We start from the raw sequence: 19279 nt of genomic DNA, 5'->3' as shown, positions 1-19279 counted from the left end.
CCCGGCCATGCACCGCGCTGACTGCTTCGCGGGCAAGCCCGCTCCTACAGGGTTTTGCGTCGTTGCCCAGGGCGCAATCGCCGCCACCCCAGCACCACCCCACTCAACGATACCACCAGCCCACCCACGCTGAACGTGATGATCAGCCCTTCACGCAGCAGCGGCCGTTCCAGCAATGGCTGCCAGTCCCAGCTATGCAGCAGGTTGAACAACCAGCGGCCATTGCGTTGCGCCTGGTCGTGGCTGGCGACCAGCTCGCCGCTGGCAGGGTCCAGGTATATCCAGGTCGCGGCCGGGTCGGCGAAGCGCAGGCGCAGCACCGGTAGTGGGCGAGTCTGGAAGCCATACATGCTTTGTGGGTCGCGGGCGAAGTAGTGGAAGTCGTAGCGGGTCTGCCAGTCGACCTCGGGCGTGAGCTGCGGTGCGATGGCTTGTGCCGCTGCCAGCAAGCGTTCGCGGGGGAACTGGCTGGCTACCGGCATCCCAGCCTCGAGCACGCGGCTGCTGCCGGCCGCATTGCGCGCCACCAGGTAGGTGCTGTCGGCCAGGCGCCGCCAGTACAACTCCACCGGCACGAAGCCCGGCTCGTCTTGCAACGCGGCCAGCGCCTGGGCGACTGGCTGGCTGAGGTCCGCCGCACGCAGCGGCCCTTGCTGCAAGGCCTTGAGGTCGAGCCGCGAATCACTGGCGGTAAGCCCCCACGGGCGCATCGACATCAACCCGCTGAACACCCACAGCACCAGCAGCACCCCGAACAACAAGCCGCCGATATGGTGCCAGCGCAGCCAGCCGCCGCTGTATGGGCTGCACGAGCCGCTGCGGTAGCGCTTGCGCACCCGCAGGCGCAGGGTGCCGACGACCATGCCCAGCACCGCCGTCACGCTGCCGACCAGCGAAAGCCCGATCACCAGCACGCGCCAGCCGTTGTCGAAGCCGAACCCACCGCGCAGCGGGTAGAGCCAGTGCAGCCAGGCGCCGACCCAGTTCCAGGCGCGCTCCTCGGAAGTGGCATCGCGCACCACCTCGCCTGTGCGCCCCGACAGGTACAGCCAGGTGCCGTCTGCATCGTCCACCTGCACGCGGTGCAGCGGGCGTTCGGCGTCGAGGGCGCGCGAATGCGTCCACATGTCCTCGTCCAGGGTGCCCTGGTAGGTCACTGGCGCATCGCCTGCGTACTGCCGGGCGCTGGCCAGCGCCCAGGCATCGTCGACCTTGGACAGGGGCGCGCCGCTGGCCGCGTCGAAGGCCAGGCGACGGCCGTCGGCAAGCTCCAGCAGGTAGTGCGGCTTGCCTGCCAGGCTGGTCAGGCGCAGCCCCTTCAAGGGCTGCTGCGCCCAAGCTTGCGGCAGCTCGGCGCAGCACCCTGGCGGCAGCGCAGGCAGGTGGGCCAGGCGCTCGGCGGGGGTCAGCTTGGGGTAGCCGACATACAGCATCACCACCCCAGAGACGAACCACAGCGCCATGAACGCGCAAGCAACGATGCCCAGCCAGCGGTGCCACAGGTACAGCTGGCGCTTGAGGGCCTTCATCAGTAGCGCCACTGCACAGCCACTTCCAGGCTGCGCGGTTCACCCACGTAGTACTGGACGTTGCTCTGGTGGATGAAGCGCGCATACACCTCATCGGTGAGGTTGCGCAGGCGTGCGCTCAACTGCACATGCTGGTCCAGGTCGTGGGTCATCGACAGGCCGTACACCGTGTACGAAGGCACCCATGCGGTATTGGCCGTGTTGGCGTAGGCGGCGGAGACGTAGCGGGCGTCGGCACCCACTTGCCAGCCAGGGGCCAGGTCATAGGTCAGCCACAGGTTGGCCACGCGGTCGGGAATGTTCACTGGGTTCTTGCCCTTGCGCGAGTACACCACGCCGCCAATGGTTTCGTTGAACTCGTCGTATTCGGCGTTCACCCAGGCGAAGTTACCGGCCGCCAGCAGCTTGGACGTGACCTTGAACGAGGCCGCCAGCTCGATGCCGGTGGAGGTCTGCTGGCCGGCCTGCTCGGTGGTGTTGGGCACGGTCGAGGAGGGCACCGAGATGTTCTTGCGCACGATGCGGTAGGCGGCGGCGGTGGCGGTGCCGCGCCCGTCGAGGAAGTCCAGCTTGCTGCCGACTTCCACCTGGCGCCCGGTGCTCAGGTCGAGGTCGCCGACCTGGCCGATCGAGGCGCTGGTCAGCGTGCCGCCTGGGGGCTCGGCCGAGGTGCTGTATTGGGTGTAGAGGCTGATGTTGGAGGTGAGGTCGTAGACCAGGCCCAGGCGCCCGGTGAAGGCGTCCCAGCGCCGGTCCAGCTTGGCCCGCGCGACATGGTCGAACAGGTCGAAATCGATATGGTCGTAGCGCAGCGCGGTGACCAGCGACAGTTGGTCGGTCAGGCGCGTGCGGTTCTCGACGAAGGCCGCCGAGGTGTCGGTGGTGGTACTGCGGCCCTTGGCGCGCGGCGCGTCCATGCCGGGGATGTCGAGGAAATCGCCCGGGTCGAAGCTGCCGGGGTCGACGGTGTCGAACGCGCCCCTGGACAGCGGGTAGTTGGTCTGCTGGTTGCGGCTGTAGTCGACCCCGAAGGCCCAGTCGCTGGCAAGGCCGAACAGGTGGCCCAGGTGGGTCAGCTCGATGCGGTTGCCGTTCACTTCCTGGTCGTGGCGCTGGCGAAAGCCACTGGAGCGGCTGATGGCGCTGTTGTCGGCGTTGTAGCGATACACCTCAAGGTTGCGGTAATCGCGCTGGCCGTTGTAGTGGTAGAAGGTGTTGCGCAGCGCGGTGCTGTCGTCGAAGCGGTAGTCGGTGATCGAGCGTAGCCAGCGGGTGCGCTGTTCATAGCGGCCGTCGTCGACGTTGTAGTTCTTGAAGCGGTTGCTCTTGTCGATCTTCAGGGTGCCGAGCGCCGGTTGCAGCACTGGTGTGCCCCAGTACGGGCTGTCCTCTTTTTCTTCCAGGTATTCGATGGCCAGGGTGTGGGAGAGCTGGTCGTTGATGTCGCTGAGCAGCGAGAAGGCCAGGTTGCCGGCCCCGTTTTCCTGGCGGTCGATGTAGCCGTTGGTGTGGGTGCGGCTGTAGTCAAGGCGCGCGTAGTGGCGTGGCCCGTCGCCGCTGTTGAGCGCCTGGTTGGCGCCCACCGAGGTTTCCCAGGTGTCGTAGCGGCCATAGCTGACACGCCCTTCGAAGCTGTCGGCGTCGCGGCTGGCCAGGCGCGTGATCATGTTCAGGCTGCCGCCGACCGCACCGCTGCCATTGAGGAACGACGAGGGGCCGCCGAGCAGCTCCACGCGGTCGTAGATCCACGCGCCGACCGGCCGCGCAGCGGCGCCGTATTGCACGTTGATGCCGTTGAACAGCTGGCTGATCTGCGCACCGTTGAAGCCGCGGTACGCCACGAAGCCACCGAAGCCCGGCGGCGCGGAGGCGTTCACCCCGGGCAGGGCGTTGGCGGCATCCTGAAAGTTGCGCGCGCCGATGCGCTCCATGGTTTCACGGTCGGCCACGCTGACCGAGGCCGGGTTTTGCCGGGCGCTGAGGTTCAGGCGCGAGCCGCTCTCGACAGTGCGGTCGAGGTTCAGGCGGGTGCCTTCGGGCTCATCAAAGGTGGCGTTGACGTTGCTGTCGGGCAGGGTGACGGGGGCATGCTGCGCCCAGGCGCTGGTTGCGCTGCCAACGAGCAGCGCCAAAGTGGTCATGCGGAACATTCGAATGCTTCCTGGCTGAAATCGATAGCGGCACGCGCGCGGCCGAGGATGCGGCGGCGAGGCGTGGCGATGTCAAAATGTCAAAGCGCGGGAAGCAGGGCGGGGGAGGCGCGAGGGTTGACTAACGGCCAACGTTGCTTGGGTAACGGCGGGGCGGGCTGCCTGGGCAGGGGGCGGGTGGTTTCGCCGGCAAGCAGGGCCAGCAGGCCGAAGAGCGCGGCCAGCAAGGTGGCACTGAACAGGCTGGTGATCATGCAGTCGGCGCCGCTGGGCATTGCCATGTCGCCGCTGTCGTGACTGCCGCCGTGGTGGCTGCTGGATGCGGCACCGCTGCTGTCCGTGGCACACCAGGCTGCATCGCCCAGGCCACTCAGTTGCAGGCCGGCCATCTGCCCATGGCCCACGGCACACAGCAACGAGCTGAGCAGGATGCTGAAATACAGCACCCAGGCAACCTGCGATCGTGTTTGGCGGGCCAGCTTCATCGGCAATGCTCGGATGGAGTGGGGAAGGGTATAGGCGAGCGGATTCTACAGCGTTTGTATCGCCTGAAAAGGCCTGTTCTGAGGTTAGGACGATTCGCGGGGGACGCTAGGAATTTACACGCGCCGGTTCGGCCTGGGCAGTTGTTCAGGCGCTACGGAAAACCGTAGGCTTCGTCACAGCCCAGTCGAGGACACCATGGTTATCGAAAAAAAGATCAACACTGCCGCCGTGCGCATGACATCGCTGGACCCGCTGGACCACGCGCTGGAACTGCTGCACTTCGGCTTTCGCGGGCTGACGGTGGAGGCCGACGCTTACCTGGCGACGCTGGGGCTATCGCGGGTGCACCATCGCATCCTGTACGTCATCGCCCGCGCCGAACACCTCAGCGTGGGCGACCTGGCAGCGACGCTTGGGGTCAGCAAGCAAGCGGCGCACCGCCCGTTGTCGCACCTGTTCGAACGTGAACTGGTGGGCTACAGCCGCGAACCGGGGCGGCATCGCTTCAAGCTGCTGGCGCTCACCGAGGCGGGCCAGGCGGTGGAGCGCAGTGCCACGGAGCTGGAGCGCAAACTGCTGCGCGAGGCGTTCGCCCAGACCGACGAGCAAGGCCAGCAGGCCTGGGAGGCGGTGATGCTGTCGCTGGCCGGGCACCTCAACCGGCCGTGATGCGCTCGCGCACCACGATGCACTTGGCCAGTGGCTGTATCAGCGCCTCGGGCGCTTCCTGCCAGGGCACCACGGTCGGGCTCACCAGCAAAGGGTCGCAGCGCCCGCTGGCGACCAGGTCGAACACTTTCGGGATGTGCGGGCGTACGTTGCACACCCCCACCGACAAGGTCACATCGCGCAGGTACATGCCGAACAGCGGGATCTTCGGGTCTTCGAAGAGGATGCCGATGCACGAGCAGTGCCCGCCGGGGGCCAGGGCCAGCAGGCCACGGTGCAGGGCCTGCGGGTCACGGGTGGCGCTGACCACCAGGTCGTAGCGCTCGTCCAGCACCGGCTCCAGTTCCACGTTGGCACCGCTGCGTACGGCCAGCTCGCGGCGGTAGTCGTTGTCGTCGAGGTAGTCCACGCTCGCAGCGCCTGCCGCGTTGGCCATCTGCACGGCCAGCACGCCCAGGCTCTCGGTGCCGCCGACCACCAGCACCCGAGCGTTTTCCCGCGTGGCGAGCGGGCGGCTGGTGGCGACCCAGGCATCGGTCAGGTTGTCGCTGGCGCTGGCCACGGCCAGTGGGTCCAGGCCCGGTGGCAGCGGCACCAGCATGGCATCGGCGAAGGGCACTTCGACCAGCTCCGAAAACAACCCGCCCCAATTACCCCCAGCCGGCACGCCATAGGCTGCCAGGCGCGGCACCGAGGTGCAGGCGGTGCCTCGGCCTGCGCGGCACTGTGCGCATTCGCCGCAGGCGATCTTCCAGGGCACCGAGACCAGGTCGCCACGGCGCACGCTGGCCACCTCGCCGCCCACCTCCAGTACCTCGGCCACGCATTCATGGCCCAGGGCGAAGGGCGGCTTGAACGGGGTGAGGCCTGCGATCAGGCGCCGGTCCAGGTCGCAGGAGGCCGAGGCGATGGGGCGTACCAACGCGCTGCGGGCGCTGGACAGCTTGGGGGAGGGCGCCTGTTCCCAGGCCAGTTGCCCTGGGCCGCGTACGATCAGTGCGCGCATGGCATCACCCCCGAATGACGAAGGTGGTAGTGGCCTTGGCGTACAGCTTGCCGCTGTCGTCGACCAGCTGCGCATCGCAGATCGCCAGGCTGCGGGTGCGTTCCACCACCCAGCCCTGCACCTGGTACACCTGGCCGGCGTGCAGGGGGCGCACGTACTTGACGTTGAGGTCAACGGTGGCGTGAACGGTGTCGGTTTCCAGGGTCGAGAACAACGCCAGCGCCGCCGCGCCGTCAAGGCAGGTAGCGGCGAACCCGCCATGCACCGCGCCTGCCGGGTTGAGGTGACGCTCGTCGGGCCGCGCCTGCAGGGTGATGCGCCCTGGCGCCACGTCCACGGCGGTCATGCCCATGGTCTGGCCGATGGAAGGCGCGGGCAGGTCGCCGCGGATAAGGGCATGCAGGGCTTGCAGGCCTGAGGTGGGGGTGTCGGTCATGGATGGCTGCTCCGGTAGAGAGGGGTACGGATGCAAACAGGGACATGACCACGCTAATGGCGCAGAGGTTTTCGGGTCAACAGTATTGATGTGATAAGGGCGGTGGCGATTCTGCCGTATTCATGGCAGAACCGCCACGCTATCGCAGGCTGTGCTCCAGCGCGTCGAACAGCGCCTGGTACAGCGGTTGCACCTCCGGGAGCGCCCGGGCGCGCAGGCAGCCATGCACCAGCCCCGGACCTGGAAAATAGTGCGCAGGTACGCTGGCCGCACGTAGCCGTTGTACGTAGTGCAGGCCGTCATCGCGCAGGGGGTCGAATTCGGCGACGCCGACGAAAGCCGGCGCCAGGCCGCGAAGGTCCTGGGCGTGCAAGGGCAGCGCCAGGGGCTGGTGACGCTGCGAGGGCTCGGGCAGGTAGCTGGCCAGGCAATCGTGCAGGTCCTGGGTCGACAGTAGCGGGGCGTCGGCGCAGGCGTGGCGTGAGGCAGTGTCGTGGTCGCCCAGCGCCGGGTACACCAGTGCCTGCAAGCGTGGCTGCGCTTCACCTGCCTCGCGCAGGGCCAGGCACAGGGCGGCGGCCAGGTTGCCACCGGCGCTGTCGCCCAGCACTGCCAGGCGGCCACGGTCGATGGGTTCATGCAAGGTGCCGTCGCGTATCGCTCGCCAGGCGGCCAGGCTGTCGTCCAGGGCGGCGGGGAAGGGGTGTTCCGGCGCCAGCCGGTAGTCCACCGCCACCACCAGCAGTTGCAGGCGGGCGGCCAGCTCGGCGCAGAAGAACGCATGGGAATCGAGGTCGCCCAGCATCCAGCCGCCGCCGTGCAGGAACAACAGCACCGGCCAACCGCTGGCCGGTGCATCGCCTGACGGCCGGAACAGACGCAGCGGCGCCAGCCCCGGCAACAGCAGATCGCGTACTTGCAAGCCAGGCGGCTGCGCCGGGGTAAAGGCGGCCGCCATGCGCGAATAGGCGTCGCGCTGCGCGGCCAGGCTGGCATCCCGCGCGGCGAAGCTGCGGGTGTGCTCGATGAACGCCGTCATGCCGGCGGAGAGTGGAAAGTGCGATGGGCTCACAGGACTTCCTTTTCCAGCGTGCACGTCATTGGGCTGCCAGCAGGGCCGGTGTGGCGGGCTTGCCATCGAAGGTGGTGACCCCGTCGAGCCAGGCCTGCACCTGCTCGGGGTGGGCCTTGAGCCAGGCGCGGGCGGCCTCCAGCGGCGCGGTGCGGGCCAGGATCGGCTCCATCACCTCGCTCACGCCCTGGCTGGTGAAGCGCAGGTTGTGCAGCAGCTTGGCCACGTTGCTGCACTGCTGCTGGTAGCCGGCGGCGGTCATGATCGAGACCGTGGCCGAGCCTTCGTCGGGGCCGAACGCATCCTCGCTGCCGGAGAGGTACTTCATGTCGATCTGCAAGTTCATCGGGTGCGGCTTCCAGCCCGCGAACACCACCCACTCCTGCTTGTTCACTGCCCGTTTGACCGCCGCGAGCATGCCCGCCTCGCTGGACTCGACGCCTTGGAAACCCTTCAGGCCGAATTTGTCCTCGGCGATCATCTGCGCGGTGATGCGGTTCATGCCGCTGCCGGGTTCGATCAGGTAGATCTTGTTGCTCAACTTTTCGCGAAATTTGGCGATGTCGGCGAAGGTCTTCAGCCCGGCGTCATAGGCGTAGGCCGGTACGGCGTAGGTGGACTGGGCGTCATCCAGGGTGGCGGGGCTGATGACCTCGATCTGCTGTTTGTCCAGGTAGGGTTGCGCCACGGGGCGCATGGTCGGCTGCCAGTAGCCGAGGAACACGTCCAGGCGCTTTTCGGCCATGCCGCCGAGGATGATCTGCTGTGATGCGCTGGTCTGCTTGACCTTGTAGCCCAGCCCATCGAGCAGTGCTTCGGCGACGGCGCTGCTGGCCACCACGTCGGTCCAGTTCACCGAGCCCATGCGCACGTTCTGGCAGGCCGACGGTTCTGCGGCCCAGGCATTGGCGGTGAGGGTGAGCAGTGCGGCGCAGGCGGCTGCGCTAAGCGAGAGCTTCATGACGTTGTCCTTGGTCCATGGCGACGGATAGTTATCGTTATTACGGTCATGTGCCACGCGCGCGCGGCGGCTACCAAGGTACGGTCAGACACGTGGGGAAAATCGCACCCTGGCGACCAGCATTTGCACGCTGGCGACCAAGGTGGAGGGTGCCCGCTTAGAGCAGGGGCAGGCTGTAGCTGAGGATAAGGCGGTTCTCGTCGATATCGCTGGTGAAGTTGCTACGCGCCGTGGCATTGCGCCACTTCACTGACAGGCCCTTGAAGGTGCCGCTTTGTATCGTGTAGGTGAGGTCGGTGTTGCGCTCCCATTCCTTGCCTTCTGCGGCTCGTCCGCGCACGGAAACGTTGTCGCCGCTCAGGTAGCGGGTCATCAGGGTCAGGCCCGGCACGCCCTGCGCGGCGAAGTCGTAGTCGTAGCGCAGCTGCCAGGAGCGTTCGTCGGCATTGCCGAAATCGTTGATCTGCACCAGGTTCACCAGGTAGCCGTCGGCACCTGCGATGTAGGCGAAACCGGTGTCGCCCGCCATGCTCTGGTAGCCAAGGCCCAGCCGGTGCGCGCCCAGCCGGTAGCTGAACATCGCGCCGAAGGCCCGGTTGTCGACATTGCTGCCGCCGGCATCCTGGCTGCTGGCCCAGCGCAGGTCGCTGGAGAGCGTGCCGGCGCGTTTAAGGTCCAGGGTGTGGCCCAGCGTCAGGTAGTGCTGGCGGTAGATGCCATCGAGCTCGGCGTAGTGGTAGCCGGTGGTCAGGGTTGGGCTCCAGCGGTAGTCGAAACCGGCGAAGTCCAGCGCGTCGCTGTCCTTGTGGCGGCCCAGGACGATGTTGCGCGCGGCGCCATTGAAGACCTGCATGCGCTGGTTGTCCGAGGAGTTGCGCAGGTTCACCCGGTCCAGGCGGCCAAGGTTCAGGGTCAGGTCCTTGAACTCGTTGCCTTGCAGCCAGGCGCCGCGGAAGGTCTGTGGCAGCAGGCGGGTGTCGTTGGCCAGGGCGACGGGCAGCGCCGGGAACAGCGAGCCGACCTTCAAGGTGCTCTGCGACACCTTCAGCTTGGCGGTCAGGCCCAGTTCGCCGTACTCGTCCTGGGCGCGGCCCGGTGCCGCCGCGTTCGGGGCTGGCGTCGAGCTTCACCCCGAGTAGGCCCAGGGCATCCAGCCCCAGGCCGACCGGGCCGCTCGTGTAGCCCGACTCGTACCTCAGGATAAAACCCTGCGCCGCTTCCTCGGCCTTGCTTTGCGCCGCCTGAGGTTGGCGAAAGTCGCGGTTGAAATAGAAGGTGCGCAAATCCAGGCGTGCCTTGCTGTCTGCAAGGAAATCGGCATGGGCGGGTGGGCTGCACAGGCCTAGGCCGAGTGTGCAGGCGGCGAGCGAAGGTGTGACGTAGCGACGGTGCCCGCGCGGGGCAGCTCGATGGGGTCGTGGCATGGGGCGGCACTCTCTTGTTGTTGTGTCAGTGTCCGCGGTCGATGCTAGGAAGCCGCCACCTGGCCCGGCAATCGAGTAAAACGCCCGTCTGCGTTGAGTTGGGCTCAAGTGTGCGGGGCTGGGACAACCCGTCGCGTTGCCTATCAGTCGCCAATTTGTTTGTGCTGGCGTTTCAGTTACAATCCGCAACCGTTTCAGCTTGACCTGTCAATCAGATAAAGCTGTTTCGCGCAACAGTTCTCTGGCTGCCGTACAATGATCAACAACAAGCCTGCGCTGAAGAACAGAAATACCGGGGTCAGCCACAGGCCCTCCGTTCCTCACTGACTGGAAGTGATCAATGTTCAAGAAAGCTGGCAAGACCTTGCTGGGTCTGGCCATCGCGGCGAGCTTCATGCAAGCGCACGCCGACGAGGCCAAGAAAGTCGATGTATTGCTGATCGGCGGCGGCATCATGAGTTCCACCCTGGGCGTCTGGCTCAGCGAGCTGGAGCCGAGCTGGTCGATGGAGATGGTCGAGCGCCTCGATGGCGTCGCCGAGGAAAGCTCCAACGGCTGGAACAACGCCGGTACCGGCCACTCCGCGTTGGCCGAGCTGAACTACACGCCGATGGACAAGGACGGCAAGGTCAACATCTCCAAGGCCATCGAAATCAACGAAGCCTTCCAGGTGTCGCGCCAGTTCTGGTCCTGGCAGGTTCGCCAGGGCGTGCTGAAGAACCCGCACTCGTTCATCAACACCACCCCGCACATGAGCTTCGTCTGGGGCGACGACAACATCGCCTTCCTGAAGAAGCGCTACGACGCGCTGCAAGCCAGCCCGCTGTTCCGCTCGATGCAGTTCTCCGAGGACCACGCGCAGATCGCCAAGTGGGTACCGCTGATGATGCAAGGGCGTGACCCGAGCCAGAAGCTGGCCGTGACCTGGAGCCCGATCGGCACCGACGTGAACTTCGGCGAGATCACCCGCCAGTTCGTCGGCCACCTGCAAACCCGCGACAACTTCAAGCTCAAGCTGTCCAGCGAAGTGCAGGAAATCTCCCGCAACGAAGACGGCTCCTGGCACGTCGAGTACAAGAACCTGAAGGACGGTACCACCACCGCGACCGACGCCAAGTTCCTGTTCATCGGTGCCGGCGGCGGCGCGCTGAAGCTGCTGCAGAAGTCGGGCATTCCTGAAGCCAAGGAATACGCAGGTTTCCCGGTCGGCGGCTCGTTCCTGGTGACCGAGAACCCGACCGTTGCCATGCAGCACATGGCCAAGGCCTACGGCATCGCCTCGACCGGCGCGCCACCCATGTCGGTACCGCACCTGGACACCCGCGTGCTGGACGGCAAGCGCGTGATCCTGTTCGGGCCATTCGCTACCTTCTCGACCAAGTTCCTGAAGAACGGCTCGTACCTGGACCTGCTGAGCAGCACCACGATGCATAACGTCTGGCCGATGACCCGCGTGGGCATCGAGCAGTACCCGCTGGTGGAGTACCTCGCAGGCCAAGTGATGCAGTCTGACGATGACCGCTTCGCGGCGCTGCAGACCTACTTCCCAGAGGCGAAGAAGGAAGACTGGCGCCTGTGGCAGGCCGGTCAGCGCGTGCAGATCATCAAGCGTGACGAAGAGAAGGGCGGCGTGCTGAAGCTGGGCACCGAGGTCGTGGCTTCCCAGGACCGCACCATCGCGGGCCTGCTGGGTGCCTCGCCAGGTGCTTCGACCGCAGCGCCGATCATGCTCACCGTGCTGGAAACGGTGTTCAAGGAGAAGGTCGCTACCCCTGAGTGGCAGGCCCGTATTCGCGAGATCGTGCCAAGCTACGGCACCAAGCTGAACGACTCGCCGGCTGCGGTGCAGAAGAGCTGGAACTACACCGCTGAAGTGCTGCAACTGGAGAAGCCTCCGGTTATCGACCAGAGCGTCGGCACGGGTACCGGTTCGCAGTCCACTGCTCCTGTTGAAAGCAAGCCAGTCAACGACATGGCCCTGTAAGGTCCATTGCGTCGGCGAAAGCCACGAGGTCGCTTGACGGCGGCCTCGTGGCTTTTTTGTTGGTGCTTGAACCGATGCTTGGCGGTCTCTGTGGGAGCGTTTCAAGGCTTAATCATGTCGATTGACATTATTACCAATCATGTCGATCATCCTGAATATTCCCGCCGCCACGGACCACCGCCATGAAGGTCAGCAGAGAACAGAACGCCCTGAACCGTGACCGGATCCTCGATTCGGCCAGCCAGCTTTTCCGTGAAAAGGGTTTCGACGGCATTGGCATCAACGACCTGATGCAGGCCGCAGGCCTGACCCGCGGCGCCTTCTACGGCCATTTCCAATCCAAGGACGACCTCATCGGCCAGGCCTGCAAGCAGGGCCTGGCGAACAACGCCGCCTACTGGCGTTCCACCCTCGATACCTCGCCCGACGGCGCCCTGGCGGCACTGGCGAGCTTCTACCTGTCCGACCGCCACCAGCACGCCAGCGCCAAGGGCTGCGTGCTCGCCGCCCTGGCGCCGGATGCCGCGCGCCAGGGGCCTGAAGTGCGCAGCGAGTTCACCCAGGGTGTCGAAGCCTTCCTCGGCATCCTCGAAGAACTGCTCGATGGCGACCGGCAACGGGCCATGGCCACGCTGGCCACCCTGGTTGGCGGCCTGGTGCTGTCACGTGCGGTGGATGACCCTGCGCTCGCCCAAGGCTTGCGCCACGCAGCGCAGCACGCCGTGAACCAGCAAGGAGCGAAGGCATGAGCCAGGTCGAATCGCCACGCCGGGCCAGCGCCGGCCTGCTGTTTCTGCTAGGCGGCCTGGCGGCCCTGGGCGCGCTGTCGACCAACATCATGCTGCCGTCCTTCCCGGCCATCGCCCAGGCGTTGCAGGCTGACGCCCAGGGCATGGGGCTGATCCTCAGCAGCTTCTTCATCACCTTCGCCCTGGGCCAGTTGCTGGTCGGGCCCTTGGCCGACACCTTCGGCCGCAAGCCGCTGGTGCTCGGTGGGCTGCTGGTGTTCGTGATCGGCAGCGCCCTCTGCGGCTTGGCCGAGTCCCTGCCGGTATTGCTTGCCGGGCGCGTGGTCCAGGCCCTGGGCGTGTGTGCGGTGTCGGTGCTGGCGCGGGCGATTGCCCGTGACCTGTTCGATGGCGAGGCGCTGGCCAAGGTGCTGGTGTTCACCATGGTCATCATGGCCTCGGCGCCGGGTTTCTCGCCGCTGATCGGCGGTTTGCTCGACACCGCGTTCGGCTGGCGTGCAGCGTTCGTGTTCGTCGGTGCGCTCAGTGTGTTGGTGGGGGGGCTGTACGTTGTGCGGGTCGGCGAAACCCTGCCGTGGATCATGCGCTCGCCCATTTCCCTTGGCATGGTCGCCCGTGGCTACCTTGGCCTGCTTGGCGATTGGCGTTTCACCCGCCCGGCCCTGGCAGTGGGCTTGGTGATCGGTGCGCTGTATGCCTTCTTCGCCAGCGCGCCGGGCGTACTGATGGGGCAGCTGGGGCTGTCGGCCTTGCAACTGGGGGTGTTCTTCGCGCTCACCGTGCTGGTGGTGTTCGCGGCGGGGCTGCTGTCGCCGCGCCTTGTGCATCGCTTCGGCGCCGCTAAGGTGATGCCGGCAGGGGCTGGGTTGGCGTTGCTGGGCGCGTTGTTGCTGATGGCCTGGGCGCACAGCCTGACGCTGCTGAGCTTCTCGCTGGCGATGACGGTGTTTTTGTTCGGCATGGGGCTGGCCAACCCGGTGGGTACGGCGGTGGCGTTGCAGCCGTTTCCCCGCCAGGCCGGGCTGGCCTCGGCGCTAATCGGCTTCTTGCAGATGGGCATGGCGGCGGTCGCGTCGTCGTTGGCGCTGTCGTTGCCGCAGTTGGCCAGTGTGTCCTTGGCCCAGGTGCTGGCGCTGGCCACGGGGGCGGCGTTGGTGCTGTTCCTGCTGCCGGCGGCGCGGGAGAAGGTAGCGCCGGTCGCGAGCTGAAGCCGCTCTAGATCGAAGCAAGACGCAATTAGACAATGTTAGCGTAGTATTTATCCCTACCGTTTGTCGGATATCCCTGACGGGTTCAGCGCGAGGTCTAGCCTGCATCGTAGCGTCAGGGATAACGCTGAATATTCGGTCCATGAAGGGCCTGTACGCCTCGTCGTCCCGATGCATTACCTGCTGAGGAGACGATAATGAAAATAACCCTGAAACACTTGGCGTACCTGGGGGCGAGCTTCACCAGCGTGTTCGCCGTGGCCGACTCTGCCGGCCCACCCGTTCTATCCCCCACCATCCCCTTCGACGTCACCGCCAACCCCCCCTTCACCCTGGAGAACCTGCAACACGACTTCGATGTGCTGTCGTGGCAGACCTTCGTCGCCCTCAACTGGCCCGCCAATGCCGATGGCAGCGCCAACACCTCGGCGAAGATCGGCGCGCCCGGCCAGACCGTGTGGGAATCGTGGAAAGAGAGCTACGAGATCTTCCTGCCCCAAGGCCAGAAACCGGTCGCCTGGGACCAGCAGGCGCCTGTACCTGCGGCCTGCCAGGGCAAGGGTGACCTGCCCGTGCTGCAACAGATGGGCAAGGTTGCCGGGGTGCTCGACGAATTCATCCAGCCCTTCAAGACCGGCCCATTGGTGGACCAGAACGGCACCTACACGCGCAACGCGATCATGGTCAACCAGCCGATGTTCAACGACATCGTCAACAATGGCCTGTACAGCAAGGAAGGCCAGCAGGCGTTCTTCAGCAAGGCCGACAACCGCATCGCCTTCTCCTGCGGTTCGCAGAAGGCCCAGCAGGTGGGCTCGATCATGGTCAAGTCGGCCTGGAAGGTGCTTGGCGGCAATGACAACCCGCAGGAATTCCACGCCGTCGACGCCCTGGTCTACACCCCCGGCAATGCCGACCCGAACAAGGGCGCGGTGATCCCCGAGTCGTGCAGCGCGCAAAAGGTCGGGCTGGTTGGCCTGCACATCGTGCACAAGACCGAAGGCGCGCCGCAGTGGGTGTGGTCGAGCTTCGAGCACGTACGCAACGTGCCGGAAAAGACCACGCCGATGAACGAGCGCAAAGGCCCCTACCTGTTCTACGACGCCCAGGCCAGCGACCGCCCGGTGAACGAGCCGCCAGCGCAACCGTGGGACCCGTCGAAGAAAGCCACGCCTTCGCAGATCGTGCGGGAAATTCCGCTCACCGCCGCTACCCAGCAGCTCAACGCACAGTGGCAAGGCGCGCTCAAGGGCACGGTTTGGGCCAACTACCACCTGATCAGCACCCAGTGGCCGACCGACCCGGCCGATGACTGCCAAGTGCCATCGCCGACCAACCCGCTGGGCACGCCTGCACCGACCTTCCTGGCCAACGCCACCCTGGAAACCTACAACCAGGGCACCACGCCGCAGGCCTCGTCCAGTTGCATGGAATGCCACAACAACGCAACCACCCGGGTGACCCAGTCTCCGCGTACCAGCTTCGCCGATTTCACTTTCCTGCTTGAACGTGCCCAATCCACCGGCGCCAAGGAGTGATGCCATGAGCGACCAGAACCTGCAGAACTTCATCAACCTGTCCGCCGTGCTCACTGGCCTGTCGGCCAAGCTGCTGGCGCCTTCCGTCGACCCGATCAACCTGCCGCCGCTGTTCTTCTCCACCGCCCAGCAAGGCATGGGCACCGCCGCGTTCAGCAACCTGCTGGAGCTGTACGCCAGCATCCAGAGCCAGCCGCCTGCGCAAATCGCCAGTGCCGTGCTGGGCAATGCCGACCCGCAGATCGCCCAGGGCGCACGCTCGATCATGAAGCTGTGGCTGCTCGGCAGCTGGTACCAGCCGTATGACCAGGGCAGCGCGCATACCGGCGATACCACTGTGGTATCCGACCAGGCCTACAAGGAAAGCTGGGCGTGGAAGATCGCCCAATCCCACCCCATGGGCTACAGCCAGTACCACTTCGGTTACTGGGCCGAGCAGCCACCGACCCTCAAGCAATTCACCGGTGTCGACGCCAAGGAAGGGCAGCAGCCATGAGCAATGTACAAACCCAGAACATCGAAACCGCCGATGTGATCGTCGTGGGCGCCGGCATGGCTGGCAGTGTCATGGCCTATCAGTTGGGCCTGGCCGGCTTGAAAGTGCTGGTGCTCGAGTCGGGCCCGGCCATTCCGCCGAACCGCAGCGAGTACCTGGAGCGTTTCTATACCGCTGTGCTCAAGGCGCCCGAGGCGCCGTACCCACCCGAGCAGACCGAGCAGACCCCGGCCACCCAGTTCGCGCCACGGGCGACCATCCAGGACTTGATCACCGCTGGTAGTACCGATCCGAACAAGGTGCAGAAAAGTTACCTGGTGCAGAACGGGCCGCAGCTGTTCGCCAGCACCTACGAGCGAGTAGGTGGCGGCACCATGTGGCACTGGATGGGCACAGCGTTGCGCCTGCTGCCCAACGACTTCCGCATGAAGACTGTGTACAAGGTCGGCGTCGACTGGCCGATCAGCTACGACGACCTGCAAACCGCCTACTGCCGTGCCGAAGAAGAGATGGGCGTGTCCGCCGATGTCGCGTCGCAGACCTACCTGGGCGTGACCTTCCCGCAGGGCTACGAATACAGCATGCACGGCATTCCGCCGTCGCTGGTCGACCAAGGCCTGGGCAAGAACGTCACGGGCACTCAATACCAAGGCATCACCCTCAACGTTCGGCAGACCCCGGCCGGGCGCAATTCGCAGAGCGACAATGGCCGCCGGGTGTGCGCCGGCAACACCAGCTGCACGCCGATCTGCCCGATCCAGGCCAAGTACGACGCCACCGTGACAATGGCCAAGGCGCTGGACACCGGCAACGTGCGTATCCTCTACCAGACCGTGGCGAGCCAGGTGCAGGTCGATGCCAATGGGGTCACCGGCATCGATTTCATCCAGTACCAGAACAATGGTACGCGCCAGAACGGCACGGCCCAGGGTAAGCGCTACGTGATCGCCGCCCACGCGATCGAGACGCCGAAGCTTCTGCTCAACTCCATTAGCCCACTCACCCCCAATGGGGTTGCCAACAGCAGTGGCCAGGTCGGCCAGTCGCTGGCCGACCACCCGGTATACCTGGCCTGGGGCCTGATGCCCGAAGGCAAGCCGCTGTTCCCGTTCCGCGGGCCGCTGTCCACCTCGGGCATCGAGGACATGCGTGATGGCCCGTTCCGCAGCCAGCGTGCGGCCTGGCGTATCGAGATCGGCAACGAGGGGTGGAACTGGTCGACGAACGATCCGTACACCACGGTCTGCGATTTCATCGACGGTACCAACAACGGTCGCGCCAACCCCGGGTTGCAGGCGTTGTCCGGCGAGGCGTTGGTGCAGCAGCTCAACAGCGTGCTGACCCGCCAATTCCGCCTGGGCTTTCTGGTCGAGCAGGTCGAGAAAGACCCCGACAAGTCGTTGTGCCGGGTGCAGAGCGCCGAAAAGCTCACCGACGGCCTGGGCCTGCCTCGGCCGCAGATCAGCTACGAACTTTCCGACTACACCAAGGAAGGCTTCAAGCAGGCGCGCCTGGCGGCTACACACATCATCACCGAGCTGATGGGCGCCACCGAGCTGACCGACCTGAACCCTACGCTTGAGCCCGGCTCGCAGACCGTGTTCGAGTATGGTGGCCAGAACTATGCGTTCTACGGCGCAGGCCATTTGATGGGTACCTACCGCATGGGCTCTGACCGCACCAAGTCGGTGGTGGACAAGGACCAGCGCAGCTGGGACCACCCCAACCTGTTCCTGGTCGGCGACGGCGTGTTCCCCACCACCGGCACCGCCAACCCCACCTTGACCATCACCGCGCTGACCTTCCAGGCCGCCGATGTGGTGGCCAGCGACCTGCTCAAGCGCACGGTGCAGGTCCAGGCCAACCAGGCCTGGCAGGGCACCGGTATGCAGGTCAATGGGCAGAGCTGGCAGCTGGCGGTGTACACGGGTGGGCAGTGGATGTCCAACCCGGGTATCGGAATGGTCGATGCGGCGGGCAGCACGAAGTTGATGGGCCAGGCCGGGTATACCATGCCGGGTCAACCGGATGGGGCATTGATAGGGCGTATCGGCAGCAACGGCACGCCGTTCCTGGTGGGCAAGCAGGTGCAATTGCCGCGTGGCCAGCAGGGGGAGTTGCAGCTGTGCATCAATGACGACCTGAATGGGCGTTATGGGGCGGGCCTGACAGATAACGTCGGCAGCCTGACGGTGGAGGTGCGGTTCGGGTCGGTGTAGGCCCCTTAGTGCCGCTCTGTAGCTGTGTGGGAGCGGCCTCGCCGGGGCGCCGGACCGGTCGGAAAGGGCCGCGCAGCGGCCCCAGCACTTTCAGTAGCACTACCGAAAACCTGGGGCCGCTTTGCGGCCCTTTCGCGACACAAGGCCGCTCCCACGAGCTGCAGCACACCATTATTTGATCGAGCAGCATGAAGACTGGGCCAAGAAATTGCGGATGCGCAGCCTTGCATGGTGGCTTTTTGCCTTCTGCGCTCACCGCGAAGTTATTCGGCCATTCTCTGGATCAATTCACACCCACTCAAGGAGGAGTTCCAACATGAACACGCCTGCGCTTGTGTGCCTCGTTGGTCTACTCGCTGTAACCGTTAGCGGGTGCGCAACCCACAAGAACGCAAGGGCGCTTGAGGCAGAGGAACGCCTCTTGATCTACTCGGAGAGGCCACTCGATAACACGCCTACTGCTAGAAAAATAAAGGTTATGTGTGCGGAGCCCAGTCCGGATGCTTTAAAGACTTTGGCAGCCTCTATGAATGTGGAGAAGCAAGAGGTAGCGACTATCGCAGCAGCGTATTCAGAGGCTGGCGCAAATATAGGGCTTCGCACCCACACGATTCAGTTGTTGCGAGACCAATTGTTTGCAATATGTCAGGGGTTCGCGAACGAGGGAATATCCGCGCCAGCCTATCAAATGATGCTGACTCGAAACCAGCGGAACACGGTAGCGCTGATGGCAATTGAGCAATTGACTGGGGTGTTGAAAACACCCTCCGTTAAGCTTTCAGGAAATGCATCCATCGGTCCAAACAAGGAACTGATTGAGCTCAATAAAAAACTCAAGGCCGCAGCCGAAGAAAAGATGAAAGCTGTCCCGGCTGCAGACAAGGATAAGCCAGAAGCGCTTGCTCTTAAAAAAGAGATTGAAAGCTACGATGCTGCAATTTCCAAGGCAGAAAAGGCTATTGTCGCTGCTGCAACAGCGGCGGATGCTCAAACTGTCCAGGGCGCAGGGGTTGATCAAAATACCGTATCAGCAGTGACGGCCACGGTGAAGAGTATTACGGATCAAATACTAGGCCAGAATGATAATTTTTATGTGTGCTTGGATGCCTATCAGACAGCAAGGCAGTACGGGGTGCCCGTGCCGACAGCACTTGATACTCGATGCAAGAAGATTTTTGCTGATGAGTCTACCTCCGCGAAATTCTATGCGCTGAAAGGTGACAGAGCTTTGGATGGCACGCTAGTCAATGGTTTGATTAAAGAGGCTGTTGGTGAAGAACAAGCGAAGAAACTGATAACACCTTGATAAGCTATCTCCGATGGCACCCGTTTCAACGCAATGTGGGCAAGTG

At 64.7% G+C, this 19279-nt stretch carries 15 protein-coding genes and 1 pseudogene; 8 read left to right on the top strand and 8 right to left on the bottom strand.

What is annotated here, in order from left to right; genetic code table 11:
- Positions 1–44 precede the first annotated feature (44 nt).
- The 3 genes from ACQKPE_RS08195 to ACQKPE_RS08185 all read right to left on the bottom strand — a co-directional run bounded on the left by ACQKPE_RS08195 (position 45) and on the right by ACQKPE_RS08185 (position 4164).
- The gene (locus ACQKPE_RS08195; RefSeq protein WP_427664795.1) at positions 45–1529 is read right to left on the bottom strand and encodes a PepSY domain-containing protein; all 1485 of its coding nucleotides are present in this window, start codon (positions 1527–1529) and stop codon (positions 45–47) included.
- The gene (locus ACQKPE_RS08190) at positions 1529–3679 is read right to left on the bottom strand and encodes a TonB-dependent receptor (RefSeq protein WP_427664794.1); all 2151 of its coding nucleotides are present in this window, start codon (positions 3677–3679) and stop codon (positions 1529–1531) included. The genes ACQKPE_RS08195 and ACQKPE_RS08190 overlap by 1 nt, the downstream gene beginning before the upstream one ends.
- 80 nt (positions 3680–3759) lie before the next feature.
- Entirely contained in the window at positions 3760–4164 is a 405-nt protein-coding gene (locus ACQKPE_RS08185) for a DUF2946 family protein (RefSeq protein ID WP_427664792.1), read from the bottom strand.
- A gap of 196 nt (positions 4165–4360) precedes the next feature.
- On the opposite strand from ACQKPE_RS08185, the gene ACQKPE_RS08180 reads away from it, so the two are divergent.
- Positions 4361–4834: a MarR family winged helix-turn-helix transcriptional regulator gene (locus ACQKPE_RS08180; protein ID WP_427664791.1), complete on the top strand. Its 474-nt coding sequence runs from the start codon at positions 4361–4363 to the stop codon at positions 4832–4834.
- On the opposite strand, the gene ACQKPE_RS08175 is transcribed toward ACQKPE_RS08180, so the two are convergent.
- The 5 genes and pseudogenes from ACQKPE_RS08175 to ACQKPE_RS08155 all read right to left on the bottom strand — a co-directional run bounded on the left by ACQKPE_RS08175 (position 4821) and on the right by ACQKPE_RS08155 (position 9733).
- The gene (locus ACQKPE_RS08175; RefSeq protein WP_427664789.1) at positions 4821–5840 is read right to left on the bottom strand and encodes a zinc-dependent alcohol dehydrogenase; all 1020 of its coding nucleotides are present in this window, start codon (positions 5838–5840) and stop codon (positions 4821–4823) included. The genes ACQKPE_RS08180 and ACQKPE_RS08175 overlap by 14 nt on opposite strands.
- Before the next feature lie 4 nt (positions 5841–5844).
- A complete protein-coding gene (locus ACQKPE_RS08170) occupies positions 5845–6276 on the bottom strand; it encodes a PaaI family thioesterase (protein WP_427664787.1) in 432 nt (143 codons plus the stop codon).
- Between the two features lie 139 nt (positions 6277–6415).
- Positions 6416–7315: an alpha/beta hydrolase gene (locus ACQKPE_RS08165; RefSeq protein ID WP_427664857.1), complete on the bottom strand. Its 900-nt coding sequence runs from the start codon at positions 7313–7315 to the stop codon at positions 6416–6418.
- 58 nt (positions 7316–7373) lie between these two features.
- A complete protein-coding gene (gene choX / locus ACQKPE_RS08160) occupies positions 7374–8309 on the bottom strand; it encodes a choline ABC transporter substrate-binding protein (RefSeq protein WP_427664786.1) in 936 nt (311 codons plus the stop codon).
- Between the two features lie 157 nt (positions 8310–8466).
- Positions 8467–9733, bottom strand: a pseudogene (locus ACQKPE_RS08155) (OprD family porin).
- 340 nt (positions 9734–10073) lie between these two features.
- On the opposite strand from ACQKPE_RS08155, the gene mqo reads away from it, so the two are divergent.
- The 7 genes from mqo to ACQKPE_RS08120 all read left to right on the top strand — a co-directional run bounded on the left by mqo (position 10074) and on the right by ACQKPE_RS08120 (position 19233).
- Positions 10074–11717: a malate dehydrogenase (quinone) gene (gene mqo, locus ACQKPE_RS08150; protein WP_427664784.1), complete on the top strand. Its 1644-nt coding sequence runs from the start codon at positions 10074–10076 to the stop codon at positions 11715–11717.
- A gap of 182 nt (positions 11718–11899) precedes the next feature.
- A complete protein-coding gene (locus ACQKPE_RS08145; RefSeq protein ID WP_427664782.1) occupies positions 11900–12466 on the top strand; it encodes a TetR/AcrR family transcriptional regulator in 567 nt (188 codons plus the stop codon).
- Positions 12463–13674 (top strand): multidrug effflux MFS transporter, encoded by a 1212-nt coding sequence (locus tag ACQKPE_RS08140; protein ID WP_427664781.1) that lies wholly within the window; start codon positions 12463–12465, stop codon positions 13672–13674. Before ACQKPE_RS08145 ends, ACQKPE_RS08140 begins: the two co-directional genes overlap by 4 nt.
- 197 nt (positions 13675–13871) lie before the next feature.
- Positions 13872–15212, top strand: a complete 1341-nt coding sequence (locus ACQKPE_RS08135; protein WP_427664779.1) for a cytochrome C — start codon at positions 13872–13874, stop codon at positions 15210–15212.
- Between the two features lie 4 nt (positions 15213–15216).
- Positions 15217–15708: a sorbitol dehydrogenase gene (locus ACQKPE_RS08130; protein ID WP_427664777.1), complete on the top strand. Its 492-nt coding sequence runs from the start codon at positions 15217–15219 to the stop codon at positions 15706–15708.
- Positions 15705–17927 carry a GMC family oxidoreductase gene (locus ACQKPE_RS08125; protein WP_427664775.1) on the top strand — a complete coding sequence of 741 codons (2223 nt, stop codon included), beginning with the start codon at positions 15705–15707 and terminating at the stop codon, positions 17925–17927. Before ACQKPE_RS08130 ends, ACQKPE_RS08125 begins: the two co-directional genes overlap by 4 nt.
- Positions 17928–18348: 421 nt before the next feature.
- A complete protein-coding gene (locus tag ACQKPE_RS08120) occupies positions 18349–19233 on the top strand; it encodes a hypothetical protein (protein ID WP_427664773.1) in 885 nt (294 codons plus the stop codon).
- The last annotated feature ends 46 nt before the right edge of the window (positions 19234–19279 follow it).

The organism is Pseudomonas sp. NPDC089554 (assembly GCF_050280645.1).
Classification (GTDB): Bacteria; Pseudomonadota; Gammaproteobacteria; order Pseudomonadales; family Pseudomonadaceae; genus Aquipseudomonas.
This window is presented reverse-complemented; position numbering and strand designations above follow the sequence as displayed.

Bases quoted from the DNA above. Each gene is read 5' to 3' on its own strand.
- ACQKPE_RS08180 (WP_427664791.1), top strand. From the start codon at position 4,361: ATGGTTATCGAAAAAAAGATCAACACTGCCGCCGTGCGCATGACATCG.
- ACQKPE_RS08125 (WP_427664775.1), top strand. From the start codon at position 15,705: ATGAGCAATGTACAAACCCAGAACATCGAAACCGCCGATGTGATCGTC.
- ACQKPE_RS08130 (WP_427664777.1), top strand. From the start codon at position 15,217: ATGAGCGACCAGAACCTGCAGAACTTCATCAACCTGTCCGCCGTGCTC.
- ACQKPE_RS08145 (WP_427664782.1), top strand. From the start codon at position 11,900: ATGAAGGTCAGCAGAGAACAGAACGCCCTGAACCGTGACCGGATCCTC.
- ACQKPE_RS08185 (WP_427664792.1), bottom strand. From the start codon at position 4,164: ATGAAGCTGGCCCGCCAAACACGATCGCAGGTTGCCTGGGTGCTGTAT.
- ACQKPE_RS08195 (WP_427664795.1), bottom strand. From the start codon at position 1,529: ATGAAGGCCCTCAAGCGCCAGCTGTACCTGTGGCACCGCTGGCTGGGC.
- choX (WP_427664786.1), bottom strand. From the start codon at position 8,309: ATGAAGCTCTCGCTTAGCGCAGCCGCCTGCGCCGCACTGCTCACCCTC.
- ACQKPE_RS08140 (WP_427664781.1), top strand. From the start codon at position 12,463: ATGAGCCAGGTCGAATCGCCACGCCGGGCCAGCGCCGGCCTGCTGTTT.
- ACQKPE_RS08190 (WP_427664794.1), bottom strand. From the start codon at position 3,679: ATGTTCCGCATGACCACTTTGGCGCTGCTCGTTGGCAGCGCAACCAGC.
- ACQKPE_RS08135 (WP_427664779.1), top strand. From the start codon at position 13,872: ATGAAAATAACCCTGAAACACTTGGCGTACCTGGGGGCGAGCTTCACC.
- mqo (WP_427664784.1), top strand. From the start codon at position 10,074: ATGTTCAAGAAAGCTGGCAAGACCTTGCTGGGTCTGGCCATCGCGGCG.
- ACQKPE_RS08165 (WP_427664857.1), bottom strand. From the start codon at position 7,315: ATGACGGCGTTCATCGAGCACACCCGCAGCTTCGCCGCGCGGGATGCC.
- ACQKPE_RS08170 (WP_427664787.1), bottom strand. From the start codon at position 6,276: ATGACCGACACCCCCACCTCAGGCCTGCAAGCCCTGCATGCCCTTATC.
- ACQKPE_RS08175 (WP_427664789.1), bottom strand. From the start codon at position 5,840: ATGCGCGCACTGATCGTACGCGGCCCAGGGCAACTGGCCTGGGAACAG.